This window comes from Geobacter sp. OR-1 (assembly GCF_000813145.1).
Lineage (GTDB): Bacteria > Desulfobacterota > Desulfuromonadia > Geobacterales > DSM-12255 > Geoanaerobacter.
Window position 1 is genome coordinate 222876 of the sequence record NZ_BAZF01000004.1, and the last position, 22991, is coordinate 245866.

Sequence of the window (22991 nt, forward strand, 5' to 3'; positions counted from 1 at the left end):
ATACGGAAAAGCAAAAGGCCTTCCCCGAAGAGAAGGCCTTTTGTACGTTTACGCCTGACATCTGATCATAACCGGTTTCGGGATTATTCGACCTTTTTCATCTCGGTGCCGCAGCTGCATTTGCCAGGTTTCTGGCTGACCGTGCCGCAAGTGCACCCTTCGCCGCAGGCGCAGGCATATTTTGCCTTGACCGGGAAAGTAAGTTCCTTCCCGTTCACCTTGACGAATATTTTCCCGGCTTCGACCTTGTCGACAACGGTTGTGGCCAACGGCTTGTTGCAGCTGCATTTCCCTTCCTTGCGCGACATGGTCAGGCAGTCGCACCCAGCGCCGCAGCCGCAGACAAAGACCTTATCACCCTTCTTGTAAACCGGCAGATCTTTGTCGGCAAATGCAGCAACGGCAAAGGCCAAACTCAGGGCAACAACAACGGCGATAATTCCTTTTTTCATTAAGCACCTCCGCATAAATTTATTTATTAAGAATAGCAACTTCCAGCTATTTGTCCAGCGCCTCAATTGGAAGCGCTTTCTACCGGCTGGGCATCACCGGCCGTTTTTTTCTTCCTTGGCCGTCGCCGTATCTTCTTCGCCGGCTCAGCCGCCCCTGTAGCCTCGCCCGGACGGGCGTGCGGGTGCTGATGGTTCTTGCCGTGGATCTTCGCCTCGTGGTGCTTGAGCTTCGGCTTGCTTCTCCGGTAATCGTGGACAAAGAGGTCATCCTCGGCCCATTCGACCGTAATCTTCTCCTTGATATACTCGTGGATCGCCTCAAGGTGAAAGGCTCCGTCCTCGTCGGCAAAGGAGATTGCCTTCCCCTCGGCACCGGCCCTGGCGGTCCGGCCTATGCGATGGACGTAATCCTCGGCATCCTGCGGCAGATCGTAGTTGATGACATGCGATACCCCCTCGATGTGCAACCCCCGGGAGGCAACATCCGTAGCGATCAGGATCGGCAGCTTGCCGTCCTTGAACTGCTCCAGAATCCGCAGCCGCTTCTTCTGATCGACATCACCGGAGATCATCCGGCAGGGGAGATCGTTGGCCGTCAACCGCTCGTAAAGAAACTCCGCCTCCCGCTTGGTGTTGATGAAAATCATGGTCCGGTCCATCCCCTCGCGCCGCAAGAGCCCGAGCAACAGCGGGAACTTCTCCTTCCGCCCCACGTGATAGAGGACCTGCTGCACCTTTTCGGCGGTCATCTGCTCCGGGGTTACCTGGACCTTTTGCGGCATGTTCATGAATTCATAGGCAAGTTCCATGACCCGCTGGTTCAGGGTGGCCGAGAACATCAGGTTCTGCCGCCTGTCGAACGGCGGCAGGCGTCGGAGTATAAACCTGAGGTCGGCGATAAACCCCATGTCGAACATCCGGTCCGCCTCGTCGATCACCAGCGCTTCGATCTGGCTCAGCGAGTAAACCTTCTGCTTCAGGTAATCGATCAGCCGTCCCGGAGTGCCGATCACGACATCCGCCCCTTCGCGCAGGGCGTTTCGCTGCAGCATGTAATCCACGCCGCCGTAAATGGCCTGGATCGAGAGGCCACAGTGCTTTCCAAGCACTTGCGCATCCTGCTCTATCTGCACCACCAGTTCCCGCGTCGGCGCCAGCACCAGCGCCCGCGGATGGCGCTGTTCACCCTTTTTTTCCTGGCTCAGGAGCCGGGTAAAGAGCGTCACGAGAAATGCTGCCGTCTTGCCGGTGCCGGTCTGGGCCTGGCCTGCCACATCCTTGCCGCTCAGGGCAATCGGCAGGGTCTCGGCCTGGATCTGGGTGCAGTCGACAAAACCGGCATCCTCGATCCCCTTCATTACCTGTTCCGGCAGATTCAAATCACTGAATTTCATTTATTTTCCTTAGATTTGGCAATTTCTCGACCACCGTACCACAGGCGGTGGGGGATGGCAAGCGAGAGCGTCCGATTAATAATTCCCGCCGATCAGCAGCGCCGTGACACTTCCGACTTTTACCCTGGTCTGAGCCTTGACCGGAATCCGGCGGCTGTCGTCGGTAAGCCAGATTATCGCCCCCTTCTTCCCTTCGAATACCCCTTCGGCCTTCACCATCGGCTCAATGGCAATGGTATCGAATTCGCCCACCGGCGTACTGACCCGTTCCTTGCGCAGGACCCGGATCTCGATCCGCTGCAGTTCCTTGCCGTCCAGCACATGCAGGTAGACCGGCTTGCCGACCCGGAGATCGAGAAACCGGGCATGGAGGAAGCTGGAGTAGATATCATAGGTATTCTCCACTATCGGGACTTCGACCCGCTCGGTCCCCATCCGATCGACATAAACCGCTTTCCGGGCGGCCTGGTCAAAGGAGATCTCCCGGTCGCGCGCCCGGCGCCCTTCCCGGATCTGCATCCGGAAATAGTACGGCTTGCCGGGAAAAGGCTCCTCCCTGGTAGTAAAACTGTCGGTCCGGTCATGCACCGGGAAAAAAGCTGACAGCCAATCATTGGATCTGGCAGTCGAGACGATCCGCCTGATATCCCCTTCGTCCATGATCTCCTGGGTTGCGATCCCCACCGGGATGCCGACCCATGAGAGCTGGTAGACGAGCTTTTCCGGTACGCGGCCGGCGGCAAATGCCGGCGTAGAGCCCATGGCGATCGCTATCGCAATCAGCCAACCTGTTATTCTGACGGATATTCTCATGTGATTAGCTTACCCTAAACGGCATCGGACGTCCAGAACCGACTAAGCTGCGATTGCCCCCTTCAGTTACGGCCCGCTCTGTGTTATGTTGCCGCAATCACAACAGGAGGAGCATCTTTCTTCATGCAGACAATGATCAAAATCAGTTCGCCCTATTTCATATCTCCGGAAAACCTGCCGGAACCGGAAGGGTGGAGCGCGGCGTTCGGCGCCGACCGGCCGCTGGCACTGGAGATAGGGTGCGGAGTAGGCGATTTCATCGCCAACACGGCAGTTGACTGCCCGGACACGAACATCATCGCCATAGATTACTACAACAAGGGGTGCGACAGCACCTGCCGCCGGCTGGAGCGCCACGGCGTGACCAACGTGCGGGTATCGCGGGTGGAGGCGCGGGAGTTCATAAGCAGCCATATCCCGAAGAACTCGCTCTCGGCGGTCTACATCAATTGCCCGGACCCATGGCCGAAGAAACGCCACCGTAAGAGACGGCTGGTGAACCGCTGGTTCGTAGAGTTCATCCGCGATTATCTTGCTCAGGACGGGGCGCTGTTCTTTGCCACGGACTTTGAAGACTACGGCATCGACGTTGCCGGGATGATGCCGGGGATCGCCGGGTTCGAGAACATGCTCCATCCTGATCTGTACCGGCATGAGCTGGCGGGGTACCATCTGTCCAAGTACATGAAGAAATTCATGGCCGAGGGGAAACATATCTACTTCATCCATTATCGCAAGATCTGAAAGGGACGCCGTGACAACTGATAAATCCGCCAGGCCGTATCTGACCCCGGAAATACCGGGCATCGGCGGCATTCTGAAGGAGAGCGCCGAAGACTTCATGGTTGAGGAGATCCCGTTATACCAGCCGTGCGGAGAAGGGGAACATCTCTACCTTGAGATCGAGAAACGGGGAATTACGACCCTGGAGGCAATCCGCAGGATCGGCCGGGTTCTGAAGATCCAGGAACGGGACATCGGTTACGCCGGGATGAAAGATGCGAAAGGGATTACCCGGCAGACCCTTTCCCTCCCCCGCGTCCCCACCGAGCAGGCGAGGAACCTTGATATACCCGGGATCCGCGTTCTTGCGGCAGCCAGACACAAAAACAAGCTGAAACTCGGGCATCTGGCCGCTAACCGGTTCCAGCTGGTTATCAGGGGAGTTGCCGCTGGAGCGGCCGAACGTGCGGAATCGGTCCTGAAAATCCTCGGCGAACGGGGCGTGCCCAATATCTTCGGCCCGCAGCGATACGGAATCCAGGGGAACTCACACCTGATCGGACGTGCCCTGTTGTGCGGCGATCACCAGGGAGCCATCGATGCGATCATCGGGGATACTGCAGCGGTCACGGATGAGCGGTGGCAAGCGGCCATCGAGGCATACCGGCAAGGCGCTCTGGAGGAAAGCCTTCGGCTCTTCCCGGGGAGTTGCCGGACCGAACGTGATATCCTGCAGAGACTGGCCGACCGTCCGGACAAACCGGACAAAGCGCTGCACGCCGTAAATCCCAGACTGAAATCCCTGTACCTTTCGGCCTGGCAATCGGCGCTGTTCGACCGGATCGTCTGGCAGCGGATCGGCCGGCTGGACCTGCTGGAACCGGGGGATCTGGCCTGGAAGCACGTCAACGGGGCCTGTTTTCTGGTGGAGGATGCCGTGCTGGAAGCGCCGCGCGCCGCAGACTTTGAAATCTCCCCCAGCGGCCCGCTCTTCGGGGCAAGCATGACCTGGCCGGCCGGCGCTGTGAGAGCCAGGGAAGAGCAGATCCTCGCCTCCGAGGGGTTGACTCCCGAAGGTCCTGCCAACGGCTGGCCGCAAAGGCTTGACGGAGCACGGCGGCCGCTCAGGGTTCCTCTTGCCGGAAGCACGGTCTCTGAAGAGTGCTCAGACCTGATCGTCGGTTTCACACTGCCGAAAGGTTCCTACGCAACCGCTGTGCTGAGAGAAGTGATGAAAGACTGGTAAATTTGGACAACCAGTGTTTTGCTGATATCATTAAGGAATTGAAATTATGAGACATGCTTTTCCGCCGCTGATCGAGGAGGCATTATGCAACATCACGAAGAGATGTACGACGTGAACCCCTTTAAACCCAAGGTCGGTTCAATGGTCGATGAAGTGGCCGTTATCGTCGCCATCCTGATCGGCTGGGGGCTCCTGAACTTCGGGTTTCAGGCGCTTCTTAATCTGCTCGCGGAAACACCCACCGGAGAAGGGGTTCTGACCCGCCTCACCTTTTTATCCTTTCCCTTCCATTTCTGGTTTACCGGCCAGTTTCTCCCGCTCTGGTTCGTTTTACTCTGCGTGATTTTCAATCTCTATACCGACCGGGTTACGGAACGCCACAACAGAAAGAGGAACCGGACCTATGAATAGCGGCAGCGCCAACCTCTGGCCCATCATCATCGTTGCCGGTGTGCTTACCTCATTCATCGTGGTCGGCCTGATAAACAAGTCCCGCGAAGGGTCTGACTACCTTTTTGCCGGGCGCTACATCGGCAGGATCGGCGGCGGCGCGGCAATAGCCAGTAACTGGATGAGCGCGGCCAGTTTCCTCGGAATGGCCGGCCTGATCTACCTGAAAGGATACTTTGCCCTGGCGTATGTCATCGGCTGGACCGGCGGCTATGTGCTGCTGCTGGTGCTGATGGCCGGCCAGATCCGCAGATTCGGTAAATACACCGCCCCGGATTTCGTGGGAGAGCGATACGGCTCCTCAACCGCCCGGATCGTATCCGCGGTGGTCTCGATCGGCATTTCCCTGATCTACACCATCGCCCAGTTCAAGGGTATCGGGATGATATTCGCCTGGCTTTTCGGGCTTGATTACTCCCGCGGACTGCTGCTCGGGGCCGCGGCGCTTGTCTCCTACGTAATTGTAGCCGGTATGCTTGGAGTGGCCCGCAACCAGCAGCTCCAATACTTTGTCCTGATCGTTTCTTTTATCGTGCCGCTCATGTACCTGGCCCACAGCCTGGGGTATTTCTGGCTGCTCCCCCAGTTCGGCTACGGGGTGGCGATACAGGATCTGGCCCGCGAATTCCAGATTAATTTCAGTTCTCCGTTTGCCAATGGTACTCCGTTTGAGTGGGTCTCTCTCTGCTTCACGCTCATGGTCGGCACTGCCGGGCTGCCGCACGTGCTGTCCCGGTTCTACATAGTCCCCAACGTCCGCGATGCCCGCTGGAGCGTGGCCTGGGGGCTCTTTTTCATTGCGCTGATCTACTGGTCCGCTCCTGCCTACGCGGTATTCGCGCGGCTGATGGAAGCAAGCGCCGGAATGCCTCTGCCATCAGGGGCCGCACGGGACATGGCCGATATAATCGTCATTAAATCCGCAGTCATGGGACAGGTCCCTGCCTGGATTGTCGGAATCCTTGCCGCTGGGGCCACCTGCGCCGCGTTCTTTACCAGCGCCGGCCTATTGATCACCGGGGCGTCATCCTTTTCCCACGACATATTTTACCGGATTCTCAATCCCCGTGCCTCCGAAAGCACCAAAATGGCGGTTGCCAAGGGCGCTACGCTGGTCCTGGCTGCGATTGCGGTTTTTTGCGCCATGAAACCGCCGGGAATGATTGCCGAGATAACGGCAACCGCTTTCGCACTTGCCGGGAACACCATCTTCCCCGCATTCCTGCTCGGTATCTGGTGGGGAAGGGCCAACGGCTACGGGGTTGTAGCCGGAATGCTGACCGGCATGGTCATCACTTTTGCCGAGCCGGTTTTCGGCCGATTTATCCCTCTGGTCGCCACCATCTTCCCGCTGACCTCTTCGGCATTTTGCGGTGCGCCGATCGTAATCCTTATTATTATCATCGTTTCCGTTCTCACCCCCCCGCCCCCGGAGGCGATGCGTCAGTTCCTGGCCAGAGAGGTGCACGGGCACCTGGAGGAATAATTGATGGACTCGGCAGTTTGCGCCGCTTAAGGGCTACGGAGTAATCGCATGGCATTGATTCTTGGCAGCAGGGATGGGGATATAGTCAACAGCAAGATAATGCAGGAACTGGTAGCCGAACTCGACCGGATCGTTGCGGAACAGGCCGCCTACCTGATGCCGGACCAGCACCGTTCCCTGATTAACGGGATTTCCCAAAACCTCCTGGATGAGCGGGACTGGGAAGAGCAGGCCGCCCTGAAGCTCAACGAAACCCTGTCCGGCCTGGAAAGCAGCGTTGGCATCTCCGCCCTGAAACAGGGCTACATCTTTTTTCTCGATCAGGCGCGATCTTATTTCAATCGCCGGTCATCGGTGCTTTCCATGCACGAATTCTGTTGCCGCAGCCGCGATACGATCATCCGCTGGGCCGCCGGTTCCATAACAGCAGCCATCGGAGCGAGTCCGGCTCCATATGCCATCTGCGGCCTGGGGAATTATGGCCGGGAAGAAGCGACCTTTACCTCTCCGTGCGATCTGCTGATGATCTATGGCAATACCGATCCGGCGGGTGAAACCTGGTTCACCAGGTTTGCCGCGGAACTCTCGGCAGTTCTGAACCAGTTGGATCTCTATGCCGGTTTCATGAGAGTTGATGACCCGGAATGGCGCGGCGATCTGGACCTGTGGAAGAGCCGCATCGCCTCCCAGGCCGGCACCCCGGACCCGGCCAGCGAGACGGTTGCTCTCTGCGATCTCCGGCCTGTTTTCGGGAACAATGAACTGGCAGTGGCGCTACGCTCGCTTGCCCGGCAATCGCTCAACAACGACCCGCTGACACTGCTGTCGGCTTTGCGGAGCGCAGCCATCCTGCCGGTCGGCTTTAACTTCTTCGGCAAGCTGAAAGTGGAGAAGAGCGGCAGCCATCGAGGCGAATTCAACCTGATGCAGTTTGCGCTGATGCCGATGGTGGTTACCGTACGGATGCTGGCAATCCAGAACAATCTCATGGAAACCGCCACTCCGGACCGGATCAGGAAACTCCAGCAGGCCGGCGTACTCGGCGTCGACCTTGCCGCCAAGCTTTTGCAGGCATATCACGACTTCTTCAGGATCAAACTGGCTGCTGAAGCAGCAGGCAAGGGAAGCGAACGGGACGGCTTTTTCCTCGAAAGGGAGGAGATTCCCCACGAAGACGAGATCTGCCTGAAACAGGGGCTTGATGCCCTTTTCAATCTCCAGCGGATCGTATACCAGAACGTCGAGGCATGATTATTCGCCAGCCGGGAGAATATTGGTAAATGCTTATATCCATCTCCTCCGGAACCCTGTTTACGTTCCCCTCAGACGGATTTTTGAAATTGCTGCAGAAATCGGTTTTGACGGCGTGGAGTTGATTATCAATCAGGATTTCCAAAAGGTAAACTGCCGGAAGGTGGTCTCCGATCTGGCGGCCATTCTGCCGATCCACTCCATCCATGCGCCGTTCATGCCGCTGGACGGCTGGGGCGGTCCGGTGAACGCCATCAGATTGTGCGTCGAGATCGCCGCGGACTGCGGAGTGCCGCTGGTTAATTTCCATCCGGCCTCGTGGATGGGGTTTGAAGCGGGGTTCTGGAAATGGATGTACCGGATCAGGGACTACCAGCAGGAGGTGGGGAGCACGGGGGTCACGGTTACTATCGAAAATATGCCGTGGGTCGGCCGGTTCAAGATCAATCCGTACATCCTGTCAAATACCGGGGCGATGATTGAGTTCCTTCAGGAGCGGAACCTGGACCTTACCTTCGACTGTACGCACATGGGGTCGGGCAAGACCAATTTCATCAACGATTTCTACCAGTGTTACAATACCGGCCGGATAAAGAACATTCACTTTTCCGATTACGGCCATGGCAGGGAACATCTCATCCCGGGGCACGGCGTACTCCCTCTGACCCGATTCCTGAACCACCTCCGCAACACCGAGTACGACTATACCCTGACCCTGGAGCTCTCTCCCCACGAATTCCCCCAGGACGAAGCGATAATCATCGCGAGCCTGCGGGAAATCCTCCTCTATCTACGCAGCGAAACGGAAAAATTCGCCCCTTGATCTTCGCGCCCGGTTTCGCGCCAGGAATACCGGCGCAACGGCATTTCATCCCCGTACGACATATACCGAGCACTTTGCGTTCTGCACCACCCGGTTGGAGACGCTCCCCAACACCTTCCGCTTGATGAACCCCTTGCCGGAACTTCCGATCACAATTACATCGACCTTCTCATGATCGGCAATGGCGAGCATTTCATCAGCCGGCTCTCCGTAAGCAACCCGGATATCCAGAGGAACCCCAGCCTCTCCGGCATTTTTCTGGATTACATAGAATATGCGGTTGCGGAGATCCTCCCACTGATCCGTCTGAGTTACCGGGGGCGCAGGGACAAAGTCGGTAAAGGTGTTTCGCGGCGCATTCGGCAAGACCAGCAGCGCAATTATGCTGCTCCTGTAAGGGCCTTGATTCGAGGCAGCCATTCTCACCGCCTCTTCAGCAGCCTTGTCCGAGATTGGCGTCCCATCGATCGCAACAAGAATTTTTTTTGGCAGATTAAGCATCCATAACTCCAGTCAGTCTGAGCAACTTATATAACTCGGCAGTCGTGTGCAAAAAAAGAAAGGCATTTGCTCTTGACAATTATAAAACATTATTCTACATTTTCAAGTAAGATTTACTATCAATAAAATGAGGGGTTCCGTACAACAGTCGTGTTATAATTTTGCAGCCGATCAGGCTAACCCGGCACTTAATAAAACAATCCGGGACCAACAATCCACCCGAATTTGTCTTGACATCCGGGAACCATCCGCTTATAAATTAAAGGTTTTTGAATCCGTCCACAGGTGAAAATATGGCTAAGAAAGAAAAATCCGAATATATTATCCAGGCCGTCGACCATGCGCTCGACCTTCTTGAGCAGTTTCACGACGACATTGACGAGCTGGGAGTGACCGAACTCAGCAAGCGGCTCAAGCTCCACAAGAACAATGTTTTCCGTTTGCTGGCCACCCTCGAATCCAGAAATTACATCGAGCAGAACAGGGTCACCGAGAACTACCGTCTCGGACTCAAGACCTTGGAACTCGGCCAGACCTTTATCAAACAGATGGGGCTGCTCCGTCAATCCAGGCCCGTGCTTGAGGCGTTGGTAAAGGAATGTAACGAAACCACCTATGTCGCCATTCTCAAGGATTTCCACATAGTCTACCTGGATACCGTCGAGACCGACCTTACCGTAAGGGTGGTTCCCCGGGTCGGTTCGCGCCTGCCGGCTTACTGCACCGCCGCGGGCAAGGTTCAGCTGGCCTACATGACCGACGAGGAGCTCGACAACTACATCCCCGGTAAAGAGCTCAAGCGATACACCCCGAACACCATCATAGACCGGGAAGAGTTCAAAAAGCATCTTGCCATGGTTGCCGACCAGGGGTATGCGGTTGACAACGAAGAGCTCGATATCGGAGTCCGCTGTGTGGGCGCCCCGATCCGTGACTATACCCGCCGCATCATCGGCGCGGTCAGCATCTCGGGTCCCTCCATGCGTTTCACTGACGAGAGGATCGAAAAAGAGCTTATCCCGTTGGTCAGAAAAGCCGGAGAAGAGATCTCGACCAAACTCGGATACCACAAATAGAATAAAACAGAGGATTGGTTTTCGGCGTATGGAAACGACACCGGAAACCAGTCCTATCCGCGCCCCTCCGGTTTAACGATCTCCCGTTCCCAGACCGACCTTACCTGTTGCGCGGTTTCTTCCCATGGGCCGCTATTGTCGATAACCACTTTAGCGTAACTCTTTTTCACCACCATCGGCATCTGACTCTCGATACGGCGCAACGCATCTTCCCTGGAGAGCCGGTCTCTCTGCATCAGCCTTTTCAACTGGGTCTCTGCGTCCAGATATACTACCCAGACCTCATCCACCCGATCAACAGCGCCGGCCTCAATCAACAGAGGGGCCATATAGAAGGCCACCTTGCCCTCCCCGTGGCGAAGCTCTGCCAGGCGTTCTTCCGCAAGCAGCTTTATGGCCGGATGCACGATTGACTCAAGACGCTTCCGCGCCTCGGGATCGCTGAAAACGATGTTCCCGAGCCGTTCCCGATCAAGCGAACCGTCGGCAGAGATCAGATCGGGGCCGAACAGATCCAGAATGGCGGCATAAGCGGCAGTGCCGGGTTTTACGGCTTCCCGTGACAACTGGTCCGCATCTACGACCGGCGCGCCCAGGGCTTCAAGCAGCCCGGCCACGCTGCTCTTTCCCGACGCAATACCACCTGTGAGACCAATAATCCTCATGCATCCCCCGATGAGATATTTCCACACCACACGGCCCGTGTCAACCGGATGCAGTTGCCTCAACAGCCAAACAGGTCAAATATTTCCGGACTCCGGTTTACGAAAAGCAATCTGGCAGCTGAGGCTAAGGAGGGTACCGGGCCAAGGCAAGACGCCCGAAATAAAGCACTGTGGTTATCTGAACAGCTAAGGATGGAATGGGGCAAAGCCTTTTGTCATGTGGCAGAGATGAACACCAGCTCCTCGTCCACAATCCGGAAAGAACCACCAAACTGGTCATCCTCGACGATCAATTGCCGGTCGCCAATCTTGACGGTCACGCCATAGAATATATTTCGTTCCACATCGATGCTCGCATCCGGATCAGGGGTAAGCTTTTTCTGCAGACGCTTTTTCTGGCCGAACAGTTCCGCCAGGCCTGACTGCAACTCCTGGTAGTCCTGCTCCAGTTGCCGGCTCCGTTCGGCATTGAACCGCTCCGGATGCTCCCGGCAGTAACCCAGGTCTTTTTCCGTCTCTTCCAGCTCTTTTTCCTTGGCGTCTATCAGGTGCTGCACCTCGCTGAGCCGTTCGCTTACCAGCGGCTCGATTCCGGCCTCGATCCGGGTCGCAACACTTGCCCGCGACCCGGCAACAATCGCCTGCACCTTTTTCCCCGCCCGGCAGCTCCCGCCGATCAGGTGTCCCTTGTTCGACCCTTTTTCGCCGAGTGAGATCTGGCCGGATGCGATGAGTTCGCTCTTCATGGCCAATTCCTTGATCTCGATATCTGCGCTGGACTCCACAATCGCATTTTCGACAAACAGGGCCGAGACATTCCCATGAGCCCTAATTATTGCATGTTCTGCCGGATGTTCGGAGCTCGTCACCTCAAAACCATGCCCGATCACCCCGCCCTGGACTGTGACATTCCCCTCGCATTTGATGGTTGCGGCCTCCACCACACCCTTGACGACGACATCACCGGCAACATTTAATTCCATCCCCTCCTTGACATCGCCCGCAACCTCCACCGATCCGTCAAAACGAAGGTTTCCGGTGGAAAGATCGACATTCTTGACCTTGATTACCGGTTCAATCATTACGCCGTCTTTGACAAGCACCGGCATGCCCCCGATTGCGGCGATCAGAAGGTCAGGGTCGGCCGGGTCGGAGTTAACCCCGGAAAGATCGGTTGCAAAGACCAGATCAAGCCCGTCTTCAGCGATAAGCGGCTCTCCGGTGACATCCTCGCCCGGAACCCCGCAAGTCAGTGGGATCCGGCGCATCACCGGAGTGCCTGCCTTGACGCTGATGATCTCGCTGATGTTGCGGTAATCAACCGTCTCGTCGTCTGATTCTTCTGAACCCCTTTCACCCGCCTCGGGAATCAGACTCAGCAACTGGGCGTTTTCGCCGTTGACCGGGGGGCGGCCCTCGGCAATGACAAGATTGTCCGTTTCCCGGCCAGAAGAAATTGCCGTTTCGATCCGGTCCAGTTTAACGCCACTGACGATATGCATGGCAGTCAAGGTATCAAGGATTGTTTCGATGGGAACCGGCGTGCCGCCGTAAGCAGGAGAAAGCTTCAGAGTAGCGAACATCCGGTCAGGAGAAAGCGAAACAGAGAAATCACCGTCTCTTCTCTCGCCTATATCCAGGACAAACGGTCCGGTTGCGGCATTGTAACGTTTCTTGAGATCCCCGGAAGCGTGTTCGAAGATGAAAAAGCCGGTTTCGGCGCGCTGGGCGTCGAGGGCATGCTTCAACCAGGCAAAGTCGATCGGGATTGTCGGTCCTTCAGGAAGATATTCAGCCTGAAGCCGATTGTGATCCTCGCTCAGGTGAAACCTTAAGCCGCGCCCCTGCAGATTTTCCTCTCCCATATCCCGCTCACCCCCCTGTTTGCCCGGCTCCGGTTTGAAATGATCAAAGGGATACAGTCCAGAAGCCTTATAATTAAAATATCGACCCCTGGACGGCCATCTTTAGCGCATATTCATCATATTATCAGTTCCCCGTCCCGAAGCAACGCGACTTCCCTGCCATCGGGAAATACGGCAACCAGGGTCGGCTGGAAAAAGACGTAATCTTCGTGGAAAGGCACCTGGACCTTGCCGCCGAATCCGGAATTGTCTCCGAGCGCAATATGAACGGTGCCAAGGATCTTTTCGGCTTCAAGGATATTGTCCGGCCTGGTTGCCCGATCATTGGTGCCGATGCCGAGCTCGGCAATGTTTCGGACCAGCGGGTTGGCGGCAAACGCCTCCCGCAACTCCGCAGTAAAGGGATCGTCCCCCTCCACGCTCACGGCAACGCCATCCCGGACCAACAGCCGCACCGGAGAGTCCAGCTTTCGGGACGGGGTGTATTCCAGCACCATCTCCCCGCTGCTGGTCCCTTCCACAGGGGCAAGATAGACCTCTCCGGCCGGCAGGTTGCCAAAGCTCCCCGGCGCCGTGAGGATGCCATCATCGCCGGCAGCCGTCCTGCCGATACAGCCAAAGGTCATACGCGTGCCGTTCGGAGTGGCAAGCCTTATCTCCGCTGCCCCTGCAAGCGCAGCAGCCAGCCGGTCGGTGCGCGCCTTCAGGACGTCCCAATCGGCCAGCATTGCGCCGAAGAACATATCCGGATCGAAATGGGGCAAACTTGCAAAGCGGCAACCGGCAGCGTTTGCCAAGGCGCGGAACCTGGTGTGACTCGTTGAGTTATTGGATAGGGCCACCACAACGTCGGCCACCGCCTCGCATCCGGCAAGGACAATCTCCCGCGCCGCATCAAGCTCGGCATTCCCGGCGGTCTTTGCGATCAGCTTTTCCAGCAACCCCTCCTTCTCCAGGCGGGTCATGATCCGTTCACCCATAACTGCATGCCAGAGCGTTGGCGGCGGTTCCACGCCGGAGCCGGCAGTAGCGGGGAACCCGACGAAAAATGCATTCCCGTATCGATCGGCAGCAAAGGCCGCGGCCGCCTCTGCAACCTGATACAGCCTTCTGCGGCGATCGGCCTCCTGCGGTTCGATCGATTCATCATCACGGATCAGGTCACTGAAGACGACAATCTTCTCCCCTGGCGTAACTCCCATATTGATCGTAAATAAAGATGCAAATGATTCAAGAAATTCGGCATTCTGCATTTAGCCCTGCCTCCCGGCTCATATTTTTCTCAGTCAGTCGCTTCCTGCGCTAGGTACACCCTTTTCACCACCGACTCCAGGTCTGAAAGCCGGTAAGGTTTTTGAACGAATCCGGCCAGCCCCTTCCCCATAAACCGTTGCGTTACTTCCTGTTCATTGTAACCGCTGCTCATGATTACCTTCAAGTCGGGCCTGATCTTCCTCAGTTCGGTAAAGGTCTGTTCACCGTCAAGATGCGGCATGGTAAGATCTATGATTACCAGCGAAATATCCGGATGGCCCTTGAATATCTCAATGGCCTCTCTGCCGTCGAGGGCGATCACAACATCAAACCCGAGCATCCGCAGCATTTCACCGCCGATTGCACATACCGTCTCTTCATCATCAACAAAAAGCACCAGGCCGCTTCCTTGCCAGCCATCCCTTTCCTCCTGCGTATCGCTCACCGGCTCTTCCGGCATGCTGCTGGCAGGCAGAAGGATCCGGAACGTACTCCCCTTCCCGGGCTCGCTGCTGACCTTGATCGCCCCCCGGTGCCCCCTGATTATCCCGAGAACGGCAGCCATGCCGAGCCCCCGGCCGGTGAACTTGGTGGTAAAGAACGGATCGAATATCTTCTTTGCGGTCTCCCTGTCCATGCCGCAGCCATTATCCGAAACTTCAACATAAACATATGTCCCTTCGGCCAGGTTGTTCTCCAGCCAGACACCTCTAAGGTAAGAACTGTCACACTCCATGCTGCCGGTGTTGATGGCAATCACCCCGCTCCTCTCTCCGATCGCCTCGGAAGCATTTATCACCAGATTCATGAGCACCTGCCGAAGCTGGGTAGCGTCGGCTTCGACAAGCGGAAGGGGACGAGTCAGGTTGAACTTGAGCAGCGCCTTCTTGGAGATCGACACCTCAAGTATATGCCCCATCTCCTCGACCATCCTGTTCATGTCAAGCGCCTCGATTACGAATTTCCCTTTGCCCGAATAAGCGAGCATCTGGCGCGCCAGATCAGTGGCGCGGGCCGCCGCCTTTTCGATACGGCGCAGGTTTTCGACCACGGGCGACTCCGGGCTTACCTGCATCAGGGCGATATCCGCGTTCCCCACGACCGCGGTAAGGATGTTGTTGAAATCATGGGCAATCCCACCGGCAAGAATCCCCAGACTCTCCAGTTTCTGGGCATGCTGCATCCTCTCTTCCAGCAAGCGCCGATCCTCCTCGGCCTTTTTCTTAAGCGTCACGTCGGAGAAGATGGTGGCAAACCCGTCATCTTCCCACTTTATGACCGAGATGGAGAAATACCGCTCCAACGGAGCGAAATACGTCTCGAAATTCAATTGTGCGCCTGTTGCGAGGGCATTGCTGTACTCGGTCAGATAAGGAGGCTCGCCGGTGCCATAAACATCCGTTGCCAGCCTTCCGACCACAGACTCTTTCGATAATCCCAGGATCGTTTCGTAGGACGGGTTCACCTCCACTATCCGGTAATTGATGATAGTCCCTTCTGCGTCCTTTACAACCCTGTGCAGCGCCACCCCTTCCAGCATATTCTTAAAGAGAGACCGGAACTTGCTTTCGCTGGCCGCCAGTTCCCTGAGAGCTCGCTTATGCTCGCTCACGTCCCTGACAACGGCGCAGTTGTATTCACTCCCCTGGAAATTCAGAAAATTGGCCACCACCTCCACGTCGATGAGCCTCCCGTCCTTGGCCCAATGAATGGTCTCAAGTCTGAGGCTCCCCTCCTCGGCAAGTTCCTGCCAATGAGCCGGCCATTTTTCAGCGGGAAACGTTGGATCGATATCCTTGACCGACATTTCCATAAACTCTGCCGCCGAATACCCAAGCATCAGGCAGGCGGCATTGTTTACCCTGCGGATCCGCCCCGTCTTGTCGACCCAGTAGATCGGATCGAGCATCCGGTCAATGGAGAAGTTCGACATCTGCAGCTGTTCATCTTTCTCGCGTAATTCGGCCTCTGCCTGTTTGCGCCCGGAGATGTCACGGATGAAGCTGTAAAACACCCCGCCCCGGTCCGAATTGTATGTGACACTGGCCTCAATATCCAGCAGCGATCCGTCGCATCTGCGATGACTCGTCTCGAAACAGTCATACCCCAGGGAAATTATTTTCCGGAGATGCCCGGAAACCTCCGCATCGGACTCGCTTGCCTCGACATCGGCAATTCTCATGGCCAGAAGCTCTTCGCGGCTGTAACCGGACAACGAGCAGTACGCGTTATTGACCTCGATAAACCGCCCTGACATATCGGTAACATAAAACCCGTCGCGGGTTGTGTCCAGGATCGTCTTCAGCTCGCGAACCACCCCGATCCGAACCGCCAGGCGCGAGATCAGCCCATACAGGAGAGTTGCCGTAACAATGACGAAGAGCCACCCCTTGATAGTGGCAATCAGGGTTATCAGCTCCTGGTCCTTTACCATAAGCGTGAGCAACCGGTCCGACAAAAGGATCCAAAGACCGGCGACAACCGCATATATGCATACGATCCTCAATGCCGGCCGGGATGGGATATATCTTTCTCCGGATTTAGCAGTCATTTGGTCTTAACCCTTTTCCGATCCAGGCACTCCGGTCAGAGTATTTCAGAAGAAATGAGCAAGCGATAAAAACAACTATTTCCTTGGATAATAGATAATTCAAATACCTTAATTGTCAACGGGAATAAAGCGGGCCGTGGTCGAAGAGGAGAGGATGAAAACGATCTCTCCGCATCGCAATCAAATGAACCAAAACCAATGGTAAATATATTTTTAACTTGATTAGACACAGCCTGTTGTGCTAATAGTTGCATACTGTATACAAATGCAACAAGGCAATTTCCCAAACAAAAGCAAATAGTTACTACATTTCCGGGCACTGCCGCACGGTTATTTGGAGGCGCACGTGGCACAGGTGGTCTTTTCCAGTTGGGGGAGAAACATAGTTGATAACCGCGCAGGGGGCGAGGCAAAAGAGGCGACATTCCGCTTACCTACGACCTTTGACGGAGAAAAGTCCCTTGGCGCCTTCATGGGCTGGGATGGAATAATCCTTTACGACCGCGGTGTGGACGTCCCGGCAATGGTCGCCGAGTACATGCGCAGGCTTCAGACCATGTATGTCTGCGGCAAATGCACCCCCGGCAAAAAAGGGACCAAGGTAATGATGGACGCACTTGCGGCCATTATTGACGGCAAAGGCAAGGAGTCTGACCTGGCAGTCATGGAAGATCTCGCCGAGCTGCTCAAGAACTGCAAATGCACCCTCTGCCCGACCTCGACGGTGCCGGTGTTCGACGCGGTCAAGCATTTCCGCGACGACTTCCTCGCCTATATCAACGGCACGAAGACCCCGCAGGCCAAGCACCGTCTCATCCATCGCTATACCGCCCCCTGCCAGGACAAGTGCCCGGCCCATATCGATATTCCGGCCTACATTGAAGCGATAAAAGAGTATCGCTACGATGAATCCCTGGAGATAATCCGCGACAACATGCCGCTCCCATCCGTCTGCGGCCGGGTCTGCCCGCATCCGTGCGAGACCGCCTGCCGCCGCAAGCAGGTGGATGAACCGATCAGCATTATGGTTCTGAAAAGAACCGCGTCCGATTACGAATGGCAGCATCAGGCCAAGCCCCCCATGGTCGCCAAGCCGAAAAAGTCCAAGACCGTCGGGATCATCGGCGCCGGACCTGCCGGCGTGGCAGCAGCCTATTATCTCGCCCTGGAAGGTTACACCAGCACCATTTACGAGGCGCTTCCCGAAGGGTTCGCGGGCGGCATGATCGCGGTCGGCATCCCACCTTACCGGATGCCGCGTCATCTGCTGCAGCGCGATATCGACATCATCTGCTCCATGGGTTCCGAGATCAAGTACGGGGTCAGGGTCGGCAAGGATATTTCACTCACCGAACTGAAGCAGAAGCACGATGCCGTGTTCATCGCTCCGGGGGCGCACCGTTCCAAGCCGATGGGGGTCGAAGGGGAAGACAAGGGTTACAAAGGGTTCCTCAGGGGCGGAATTGATTTCCTCCGCGAGGCCTACATGAAGCAGCCGACCGGAATGGGGAAAAAGGTCTGCGTGGTCGGCGGCGGTAACACTGCCATCGACTGCGTCAGGGTCGCGCTCCGTGAAGGGGCCGAAGAGTCCACCCTCCTCTACCGCCGCTCCCGAAAGGAGATGCCGGCCGATGTCTGGGAAGTTGACGGCGCCGATGAGGAAGGGGTACGGTTCGAGTTCCAGGTACTCCCCACCAAGATCATCGTCGATGCCAACGATCAGGTAACCGGCGTCGAATGCGTTCGTATGGCCATGGGCGAGCCGGATGCATCCGGCCGCCGTCGCCCGGAACCGGTCGCCGGCAGCGAATTCATCGTCGAATGCGACACCGTTATCCCGGCTATCGGCCAGGACCCGGATCTGTCGTTCATACCGCCCGATCTCGGGATCGACATCACCAAGTGGAACACGGTCGTCACCAAGAATGTCCCGCTGAAAGGGGCTGACGGCAAGGCCCTGCTTGATGGCATGGGTAACGCACTCTCCCGTCTCCTCATTACTGACATGGACGGCGTCTTTGCCGGCGGCGACGCCGAGATCGGCCCGCTGACCGTCGTGGCCTGCATCGGCAACGCCCATCGCGCCGCCAGGGTAATCCAGCGGTGGCTCGAAGAAGGCAAGGCATACCTTTCGGATGACGACCTGATGGAAGATATTCTGAACTACCTGCCGGTCTACGACAAGAACGAGCAGGTACCGTGGCTCGATTCCAGCAGCCGGGCCCACCAGGCCGAAGTCCACGGCAAGGAACGCGCCAGCAAGGATAACTACTGCGAAGTGGAACTCGGCTTCAAGGATACTCAGGCGGTCAAAGAAGCGGAAAGATGCCTGCGCTGCTATAGAATGGCAATGATCGCCGTCTAACAAATATTTTTCTCTTTCAGGGAGTTAATGCATATGGTCACATTGACAATCGACGGCAGGGACGTAACCGTAGCGAAAGGTTCCACCATCCTGGAGGCCGCTCGTCAGATCGGGATAACCATCCCAACCCTCTGCTGGCTGGAAAAAGTCTCTCCGACCGGTGCCTGCCGGATATGCGCTGTCGAGATTGAAGGGGTTGACCGCACCATGACCGCCTGCAACACCCCGGTCAAGGAGGGGATCAAGGTTACCACCCAGTCAGAGAAGCTGACTGAAATCCGCCGCAAGGTCATGGAGCTGATGCTGGTGAACCACCCGTTGGACTGCCCGGTCTGCGATGCAGCCGGTGAGTGCGACCTGCAGAACTGCACCTATGGACTGGAAGCGAACAGACCCGGGTATACCGCCAACCTGGAACGGCACCAGATCCGCTACGACTGGCCGCTGATCGAGAGCGATCCCAACCGCTGCATCCTGTGTGAAAAATGCGTCAAGGTCGATCACGAAATCGTCGGTTGCGATGCCATTCATGTCGTCAACCACGGCGACAACACGATCATCGACACGATCGACGCTAAACCGCTCAACTGCGAGTTCTGCGGCAACTGCGTCGGCGCCTGCCCAACCGGCACCCTCATCTCCAAACCGTTCAAGTTCCGTGGCCGGCCATGGACGTTCAGTGTCACAAAAAGCGTCTGCGGGTTCTGCTCCACCGGTTGCCAGATCGAATACCATTCGCGCAACAACCGCGTCGAACGGGTCACCAGCGACGATTCCACCTACAACAGCGGTAACCTCTGCATCAACGGCAGGTTCGGTTATGCCTATCTCAACTCTCCCGATCGCCTCACACTCCCGCTGGTAAATGGGGAGAAATCCGACTGGAACAAGGCTATGGCCTTTGCAGTCCAGAAGATCAACGCGATCGGCGGCGATGCCTTTGCCGGGATCGGTTCGCCGCGCGTCACCAACGAAGAGAGCTTCCTGTTCCAAAAGTTGCTCAGAAGAGGGATCGGGACGAACAACATCGATTCCGAAGCCCGCTTCGGCTTTGCCCAGACCAAGGAACTCCTCTGGAAGCGCCTGGGCGGCGCAGGCGCAGGCCCGACCATCGACAAAATCGACCATGCGGATGCCATCATCATCATCGGCAGCGACCTCAACGCCGAATCGACCGGCGTAGAGTACCGCGCCATCAAGGCCGCCACCAAGAACGACGCCAGGGTATTACTTGCGCATAGCCGCGACGTCAAGATGAAGAAGTTTGCCAACACCCACCTCAAGTACAAGCCGGGCGCTGAGACCGCTCTGATAGCCGGGCTTCTGAAAGCAGTCATCGATAACAACTGGGAAAACACCGAATTCGTCACTGCCAGGACGTCAGGGATCGACACCCTTAAGTCTTCCCTGGCTGGTCAGCAGTTGGCCGCGCTTGCCGCAACCGCCGGAGTCTCCGAGGCGGATCTCAAAGAAGCCGCCGCCTACCTGAAAGGGAAAAAGAATGTCATGATCCTTTTCGGCGCCGACGTAATCCGTAGCAGCTCTGCCACTGATGCGGTCAATGCCATTGTCGATCTGGCCCTGCTGCTCGGTGCTCCTGCAGCAGAAAACGGCGGCGTCATCGCGATCGAGCAGAAGAACAATATCCAGGGGATGCTGGACATGGGGGTTTCCCCCAACTTCCTCCCGGGATACAGGCAGAGCGACAAGCCGGGCAAAGACCTCTGGCAGATCATGGACGCCATTGAGCAGGGTTCAATCAAGGGGCTGTATATACTCGGCGCCGACCCGCTGGCATCATTCCCGGAGAGCGGCAGGATCAAGGCAGCACTCGCTAAACTCGAACTGCTGATTGTGCAGGATATCGCTTCCAGCGAACTGACCGAGATGGCGCACGTCGTTTTCCCAGGAGCAGCGGCTGCAGAAAAGAACGGGACATTCACGACTCCGGACAACCGCGTCCAGTGCCTGACCCGCGCCGTATCCCCTCCGGGCGAAGCGCGCGAGGATTGGGACATCATTGCGGAGCTCTACAACAGGCTCACTGCTGAACCGCACGCCAGAAAGATCTCTGAAGTAACTGCAGAGATCAAAACCGAAGTTGCGTTTTACACCGGAAGTTGCCAGGTTGTGGACGGCCGCTGTGCCGGTCTTGTCAAACAACTGGATGCCACACCGGCAACATTCAACTTTAACGGGATCGTCATCGGCGCAAGCAGCGCAGCTGACAGCCAGCTGCCTCTCCTCCTTTCCGTTGGCGCAATCGGCTTCCACAACGGCACGATGTCCACCCGTTCCGAGAACAACCTCTCGGTTTCATCCCAGGGGTATTTCGAGATCTCCGAAGAGGATGCGCAGAAACTTGGCGTCACCGATGGCGCCTCGGTCAAGGTCAGCTCCCCAACCGCTGCAGTAACCGGTCCGGCCAAGGTCAGCGGAAAACTCCAGCCAGGATTGCTGTTTGCACCTTTCCACTTCCGTGACCTGAACGCCGCTTCACTGCTCAAGCGTAACAACAATCTCGCTAGCGTGAAAATCGAAAAAGCCTGAAACGTTCATCAATCAACTGAGCCGCAATCAAAGCCCCGGACCTCCGGGGCTTTTTTTACGCTCTTGACCATCAGCCGTTCATACTGCATATTAGCCGAATGAAAACGTCACGGCTGCCAAAACTGCTTTACGCCGATTCCAGGGGAAACATCTACGACCATCCATATTTATGCATGGCAGGGATGAACGGGGACTCAGCGGTCCTCCCCGAAGATGTGGAATTGATTCCCCTGCCTGAAGACAGCAGGTTGTTTACCATCCCGAACACCCCGCCCATTGCCTGGGACAACAAACAGAAAAAATACGTTACAATGGAGACGGTCCGCGAAGGGAAGCGTGATATCCGCATCCAGGCGGTATCCGCCTTCATGGCGCCCGGCTTTGTCAGGACACTGCTGCCCGCGTGCGACTACAGTAAAAAGAAGGTCCATCTCCCGCTCTGGTCTTACACAGCGGTCGGATGGGACGAAGAGAACGAACGGTTCGTGGTTGCGGCAAGCCGCGTGGACACCAATGAAAACTGGCTGCCGCGCAATTACGACGACCGGCAACTCGACCCGCTGGTAAAAAAGCGGGTACGAGAGTTCCCGGGGAATCGACTGCTGACGCAGCTTGCCCGCTGCGCCGTGGATTATCACTGTTTTGCCGCCAAGAACCTGTTCTACAGAAGATGGGAGGCCCCGATACCCACCTCACCGGCCTGCAACTCCCGCTGCCTGGGGTGTATCAGCCTCCAGCCGTCCGACTGCTGCCCCTCCAACCACGAACGGATTCCGTTCGTCCCCACGCCTGAAGAGATCTGTGAACTGATGCTGCCGCACCTGAACGAGGCGGCTGAGCCGATCGTCTCCTACGGCCAGGGGTGCGAAGGCGATCCAATCATGCAGGCCGATACGATAGCAGAAGCTACCCGGCGGATGAAGAGCGCCACCAATCGCGGTACGATAAACTTCAACTCCAACGGTTCATTCCCGGACCGGATCAGGATGCTGTGCGATGCCGGAATGGATTCATTCCGGTTCTCCCTGAATTCGGTGCGCGAGGAGCTGTACAACGCCTATTACCGCCCGGCCGGCTACAGCTTCACTGCTGTGGAGGAATCGCTGCGGGTCGCCAAGGATGCCGGTCGCTTCACCATGATCAACTACCTGGTATCTCCGGGGGTCTCGGATCACCCGGCCGAAGTCGAGAAACTCCTGGCTTTCATCGGCCGGACCAAGGTTGATATGATCCAGATGCGCAACCTCTCCATTGACCCGGATTTCTACAACAAGCGGATGGGGGTAAAAGGGAAAGGGATCGGGATGTACCGGATGCTGGAGACCATCAAGAAGGAGCATCCGCGGGTCCAGTTCGGTTACTTCAACCGAACAAAAGAGAAATTTTATCCTGAAAACTACGAAAAGGGGTGGCCGATACGGTAACAGGACGGCAGGACGCAGAAGACAATTTCCCAGCCCCACGAAAAATCCCCCGAAGCAGTCATTCGGGGGATTTTCATTTCCGGGCCAAGAATAATCAGACGG

At 56.7% G+C, this 22991-nt stretch carries 17 protein-coding genes and 1 pseudogene; 10 read left to right on the forward strand and 8 right to left on the reverse strand.

All coding sequences use genetic code 11. The annotated features are described in order from the left end of the window. Positions 1-83: 83 nt before the first annotated feature. The 3 genes from OR1_RS06080 to OR1_RS06090 form a co-directional block, all read right to left on the reverse strand. Positions 84-452: a hypothetical protein gene (locus OR1_RS06080; RefSeq protein WP_041970675.1), complete on the reverse strand. Its 369-nt coding sequence runs from the start codon at positions 450-452 to the stop codon at positions 84-86. 62 nt (positions 453-514) lie between these two features. Next, complete coding sequence (locus OR1_RS06085; protein ID WP_041970676.1) at positions 515-1846, reverse strand: DEAD/DEAH box helicase; 1332 nt, start codon at positions 1844-1846, stop codon at positions 515-517. A gap of 75 nt (positions 1847-1921) precedes the next feature. Further along, positions 1922-2659 (reverse strand): DUF3108 domain-containing protein, encoded by a 738-nt coding sequence (locus OR1_RS06090; protein ID WP_041970677.1) that lies wholly within the window; start codon positions 2657-2659, stop codon positions 1922-1924. Between the two features lie 123 nt (positions 2660-2782). On the opposite strand from OR1_RS06090, the gene trmB reads away from it, so the two are divergent. From trmB to OR1_RS06120, 6 genes and pseudogenes are all read left to right on the forward strand, one after another. Then, a complete protein-coding gene (gene trmB, locus OR1_RS06095) occupies positions 2783-3403 on the forward strand; it encodes a tRNA (guanosine(46)-N7)-methyltransferase TrmB (RefSeq protein WP_041970678.1) in 621 nt (206 codons plus the stop codon). Positions 3404-3413: 10 nt separating this feature from the next. Next, a complete protein-coding gene (gene truD / locus OR1_RS06100; RefSeq protein WP_041970679.1) occupies positions 3414-4628 on the forward strand; it encodes a tRNA pseudouridine(13) synthase TruD in 1215 nt (404 codons plus the stop codon). Positions 4629-4712: 84 nt separating this feature from the next. Then, on the forward strand, positions 4713-5039 hold the full coding sequence (locus OR1_RS06105; protein WP_041970680.1) for a DUF4212 domain-containing protein: 327 nt from the start codon (positions 4713-4715) through the stop codon (positions 5037-5039). After that, complete coding sequence (locus OR1_RS06110) at positions 5032-6564, forward strand: VC_2705 family sodium/solute symporter (RefSeq protein ID WP_041970681.1); 1533 nt, start codon at positions 5032-5034, stop codon at positions 6562-6564. The genes OR1_RS06105 and OR1_RS06110 overlap by 8 nt, the downstream gene beginning before the upstream one ends. Before the next feature lie 48 nt (positions 6565-6612). Continuing rightward, a complete protein-coding gene (locus tag OR1_RS06115) occupies positions 6613-7815 on the forward strand; it encodes a putative nucleotidyltransferase substrate binding domain-containing protein (protein WP_041970683.1) in 1203 nt (400 codons plus the stop codon). Positions 7816-7844: 29 nt separating this feature from the next. Beyond that, positions 7845-8638 (forward strand): annotated as a pseudogene (locus tag OR1_RS06120) (sugar phosphate isomerase/epimerase family protein). Between the two features lie 45 nt (positions 8639-8683). On the opposite strand, the gene OR1_RS06125 reads toward OR1_RS06120, so the two are convergent. Next, positions 8684-9139 carry a universal stress protein gene (locus OR1_RS06125; protein WP_041970685.1) on the reverse strand — a complete coding sequence of 152 codons (456 nt, stop codon included), beginning with the start codon at positions 9137-9139 and terminating at the stop codon, positions 8684-8686. A 293-nt stretch (positions 9140-9432) separates the two neighbouring features. Between OR1_RS06125 and OR1_RS06130 the strand changes: the two genes are divergently transcribed. Beyond that, on the forward strand, positions 9433-10215 hold the full coding sequence (locus tag OR1_RS06130; protein WP_041970686.1) for an IclR family transcriptional regulator: 783 nt from the start codon (positions 9433-9435) through the stop codon (positions 10213-10215). 53 nt (positions 10216-10268) lie between these two features. Here OR1_RS06130 and coaE read toward each other — a convergent pair whose 3' ends face one another. From coaE to OR1_RS06150, 4 genes are all read right to left on the reverse strand, one after another. Further along, positions 10269-10880, reverse strand: coding sequence for a dephospho-CoA kinase (gene coaE, locus OR1_RS06135; RefSeq protein ID WP_041970688.1), 612 nt, complete (start codon positions 10878-10880; stop codon positions 10269-10271). 215 nt (positions 10881-11095) lie between these two features. Further along, positions 11096-12745 (reverse strand): DUF342 domain-containing protein, encoded by a 1650-nt coding sequence (locus tag OR1_RS06140; protein ID WP_041970689.1) that lies wholly within the window; start codon positions 12743-12745, stop codon positions 11096-11098. 116 nt (positions 12746-12861) lie between these two features. Then, entirely contained in the window at positions 12862-13998 is a 1137-nt protein-coding gene (locus OR1_RS06145; protein WP_041970690.1) for an aminopeptidase, read from the reverse strand. A gap of 29 nt (positions 13999-14027) precedes the next feature. Continuing rightward, complete coding sequence (locus OR1_RS06150; protein WP_052440285.1) at positions 14028-16550, reverse strand: PAS domain S-box protein; 2523 nt, start codon at positions 16548-16550, stop codon at positions 14028-14030. Between the two features lie 346 nt (positions 16551-16896). Here OR1_RS06150 and OR1_RS06155 point away from each other — a divergent pair, with 346 nt between their 5' ends. The 3 genes from OR1_RS06155 (at position 16897) to OR1_RS06165 (ending at position 22889) form a co-directional block, all read left to right on the forward strand. Beyond that, positions 16897-18915, forward strand: a complete 2019-nt coding sequence (locus OR1_RS06155; protein ID WP_041970692.1) for an FAD-dependent oxidoreductase — start codon at positions 16897-16899, stop codon at positions 18913-18915. 33 nt (positions 18916-18948) lie between these two features. Continuing rightward, a complete protein-coding gene (locus OR1_RS06160; protein ID WP_041970693.1) occupies positions 18949-21465 on the forward strand; it encodes a molybdopterin-dependent oxidoreductase in 2517 nt (838 codons plus the stop codon). Between the two features lie 98 nt (positions 21466-21563). Continuing rightward, on the forward strand, positions 21564-22889 hold the full coding sequence (locus OR1_RS06165; protein ID WP_041970694.1) for a radical SAM protein: 1326 nt from the start codon (positions 21564-21566) through the stop codon (positions 22887-22889). Positions 22890-22991 lie beyond the last annotated feature (102 nt).

Coding starts and splice junctions, on each gene's coding strand:
- OR1_RS06080 (WP_041970675.1), bottom strand. CDS start 452: ATGAAAAAAGGAATTATCGCCGTTGTTGTTGCCCTGAGTTTGGCCTTT.
- OR1_RS06085 (WP_041970676.1), bottom strand. CDS start 1,846: ATGAAATTCAGTGATTTGAATCTGCCGGAACAGGTAATGAAGGGGATC.
- OR1_RS06090 (WP_041970677.1), bottom strand. CDS start 2,659: ATGAGAATATCCGTCAGAATAACAGGTTGGCTGATTGCGATAGCGATC.
- trmB (WP_041970678.1), top strand. CDS start 2,783: ATGCAGACAATGATCAAAATCAGTTCGCCCTATTTCATATCTCCGGAA.
- OR1_RS06105 (WP_041970680.1), top strand. CDS start 4,713: ATGCAACATCACGAAGAGATGTACGACGTGAACCCCTTTAAACCCAAG.
- OR1_RS06110 (WP_041970681.1), top strand. CDS start 5,032: ATGAATAGCGGCAGCGCCAACCTCTGGCCCATCATCATCGTTGCCGGT.
- OR1_RS06115 (WP_041970683.1), top strand. CDS start 6,613: ATGGCATTGATTCTTGGCAGCAGGGATGGGGATATAGTCAACAGCAAG.
- OR1_RS06125 (WP_041970685.1), bottom strand. CDS start 9,139: ATGCTTAATCTGCCAAAAAAAATTCTTGTTGCGATCGATGGGACGCCA.
- OR1_RS06130 (WP_041970686.1), top strand. CDS start 9,433: ATGGCTAAGAAAGAAAAATCCGAATATATTATCCAGGCCGTCGACCAT.
- coaE (WP_041970688.1), bottom strand. CDS start 10,880: ATGAGGATTATTGGTCTCACAGGTGGTATTGCGTCGGGAAAGAGCAGC.
- OR1_RS06140 (WP_041970689.1), bottom strand. CDS start 12,745: ATGGGAGAGGAAAATCTGCAGGGGCGCGGCTTAAGGTTTCACCTGAGC.
- OR1_RS06145 (WP_041970690.1), bottom strand. CDS start 13,998: ATGCAGAATGCCGAATTTCTTGAATCATTTGCATCTTTATTTACGATC.
- OR1_RS06150 (WP_052440285.1), bottom strand. CDS start 16,550: ATGACTGCTAAATCCGGAGAAAGATATATCCCATCCCGGCCGGCATTG.
- OR1_RS06160 (WP_041970693.1), top strand. CDS start 18,949: ATGGTCACATTGACAATCGACGGCAGGGACGTAACCGTAGCGAAAGGT.
- OR1_RS06165 (WP_041970694.1), top strand. CDS start 21,564: ATGAAAACGTCACGGCTGCCAAAACTGCTTTACGCCGATTCCAGGGGA.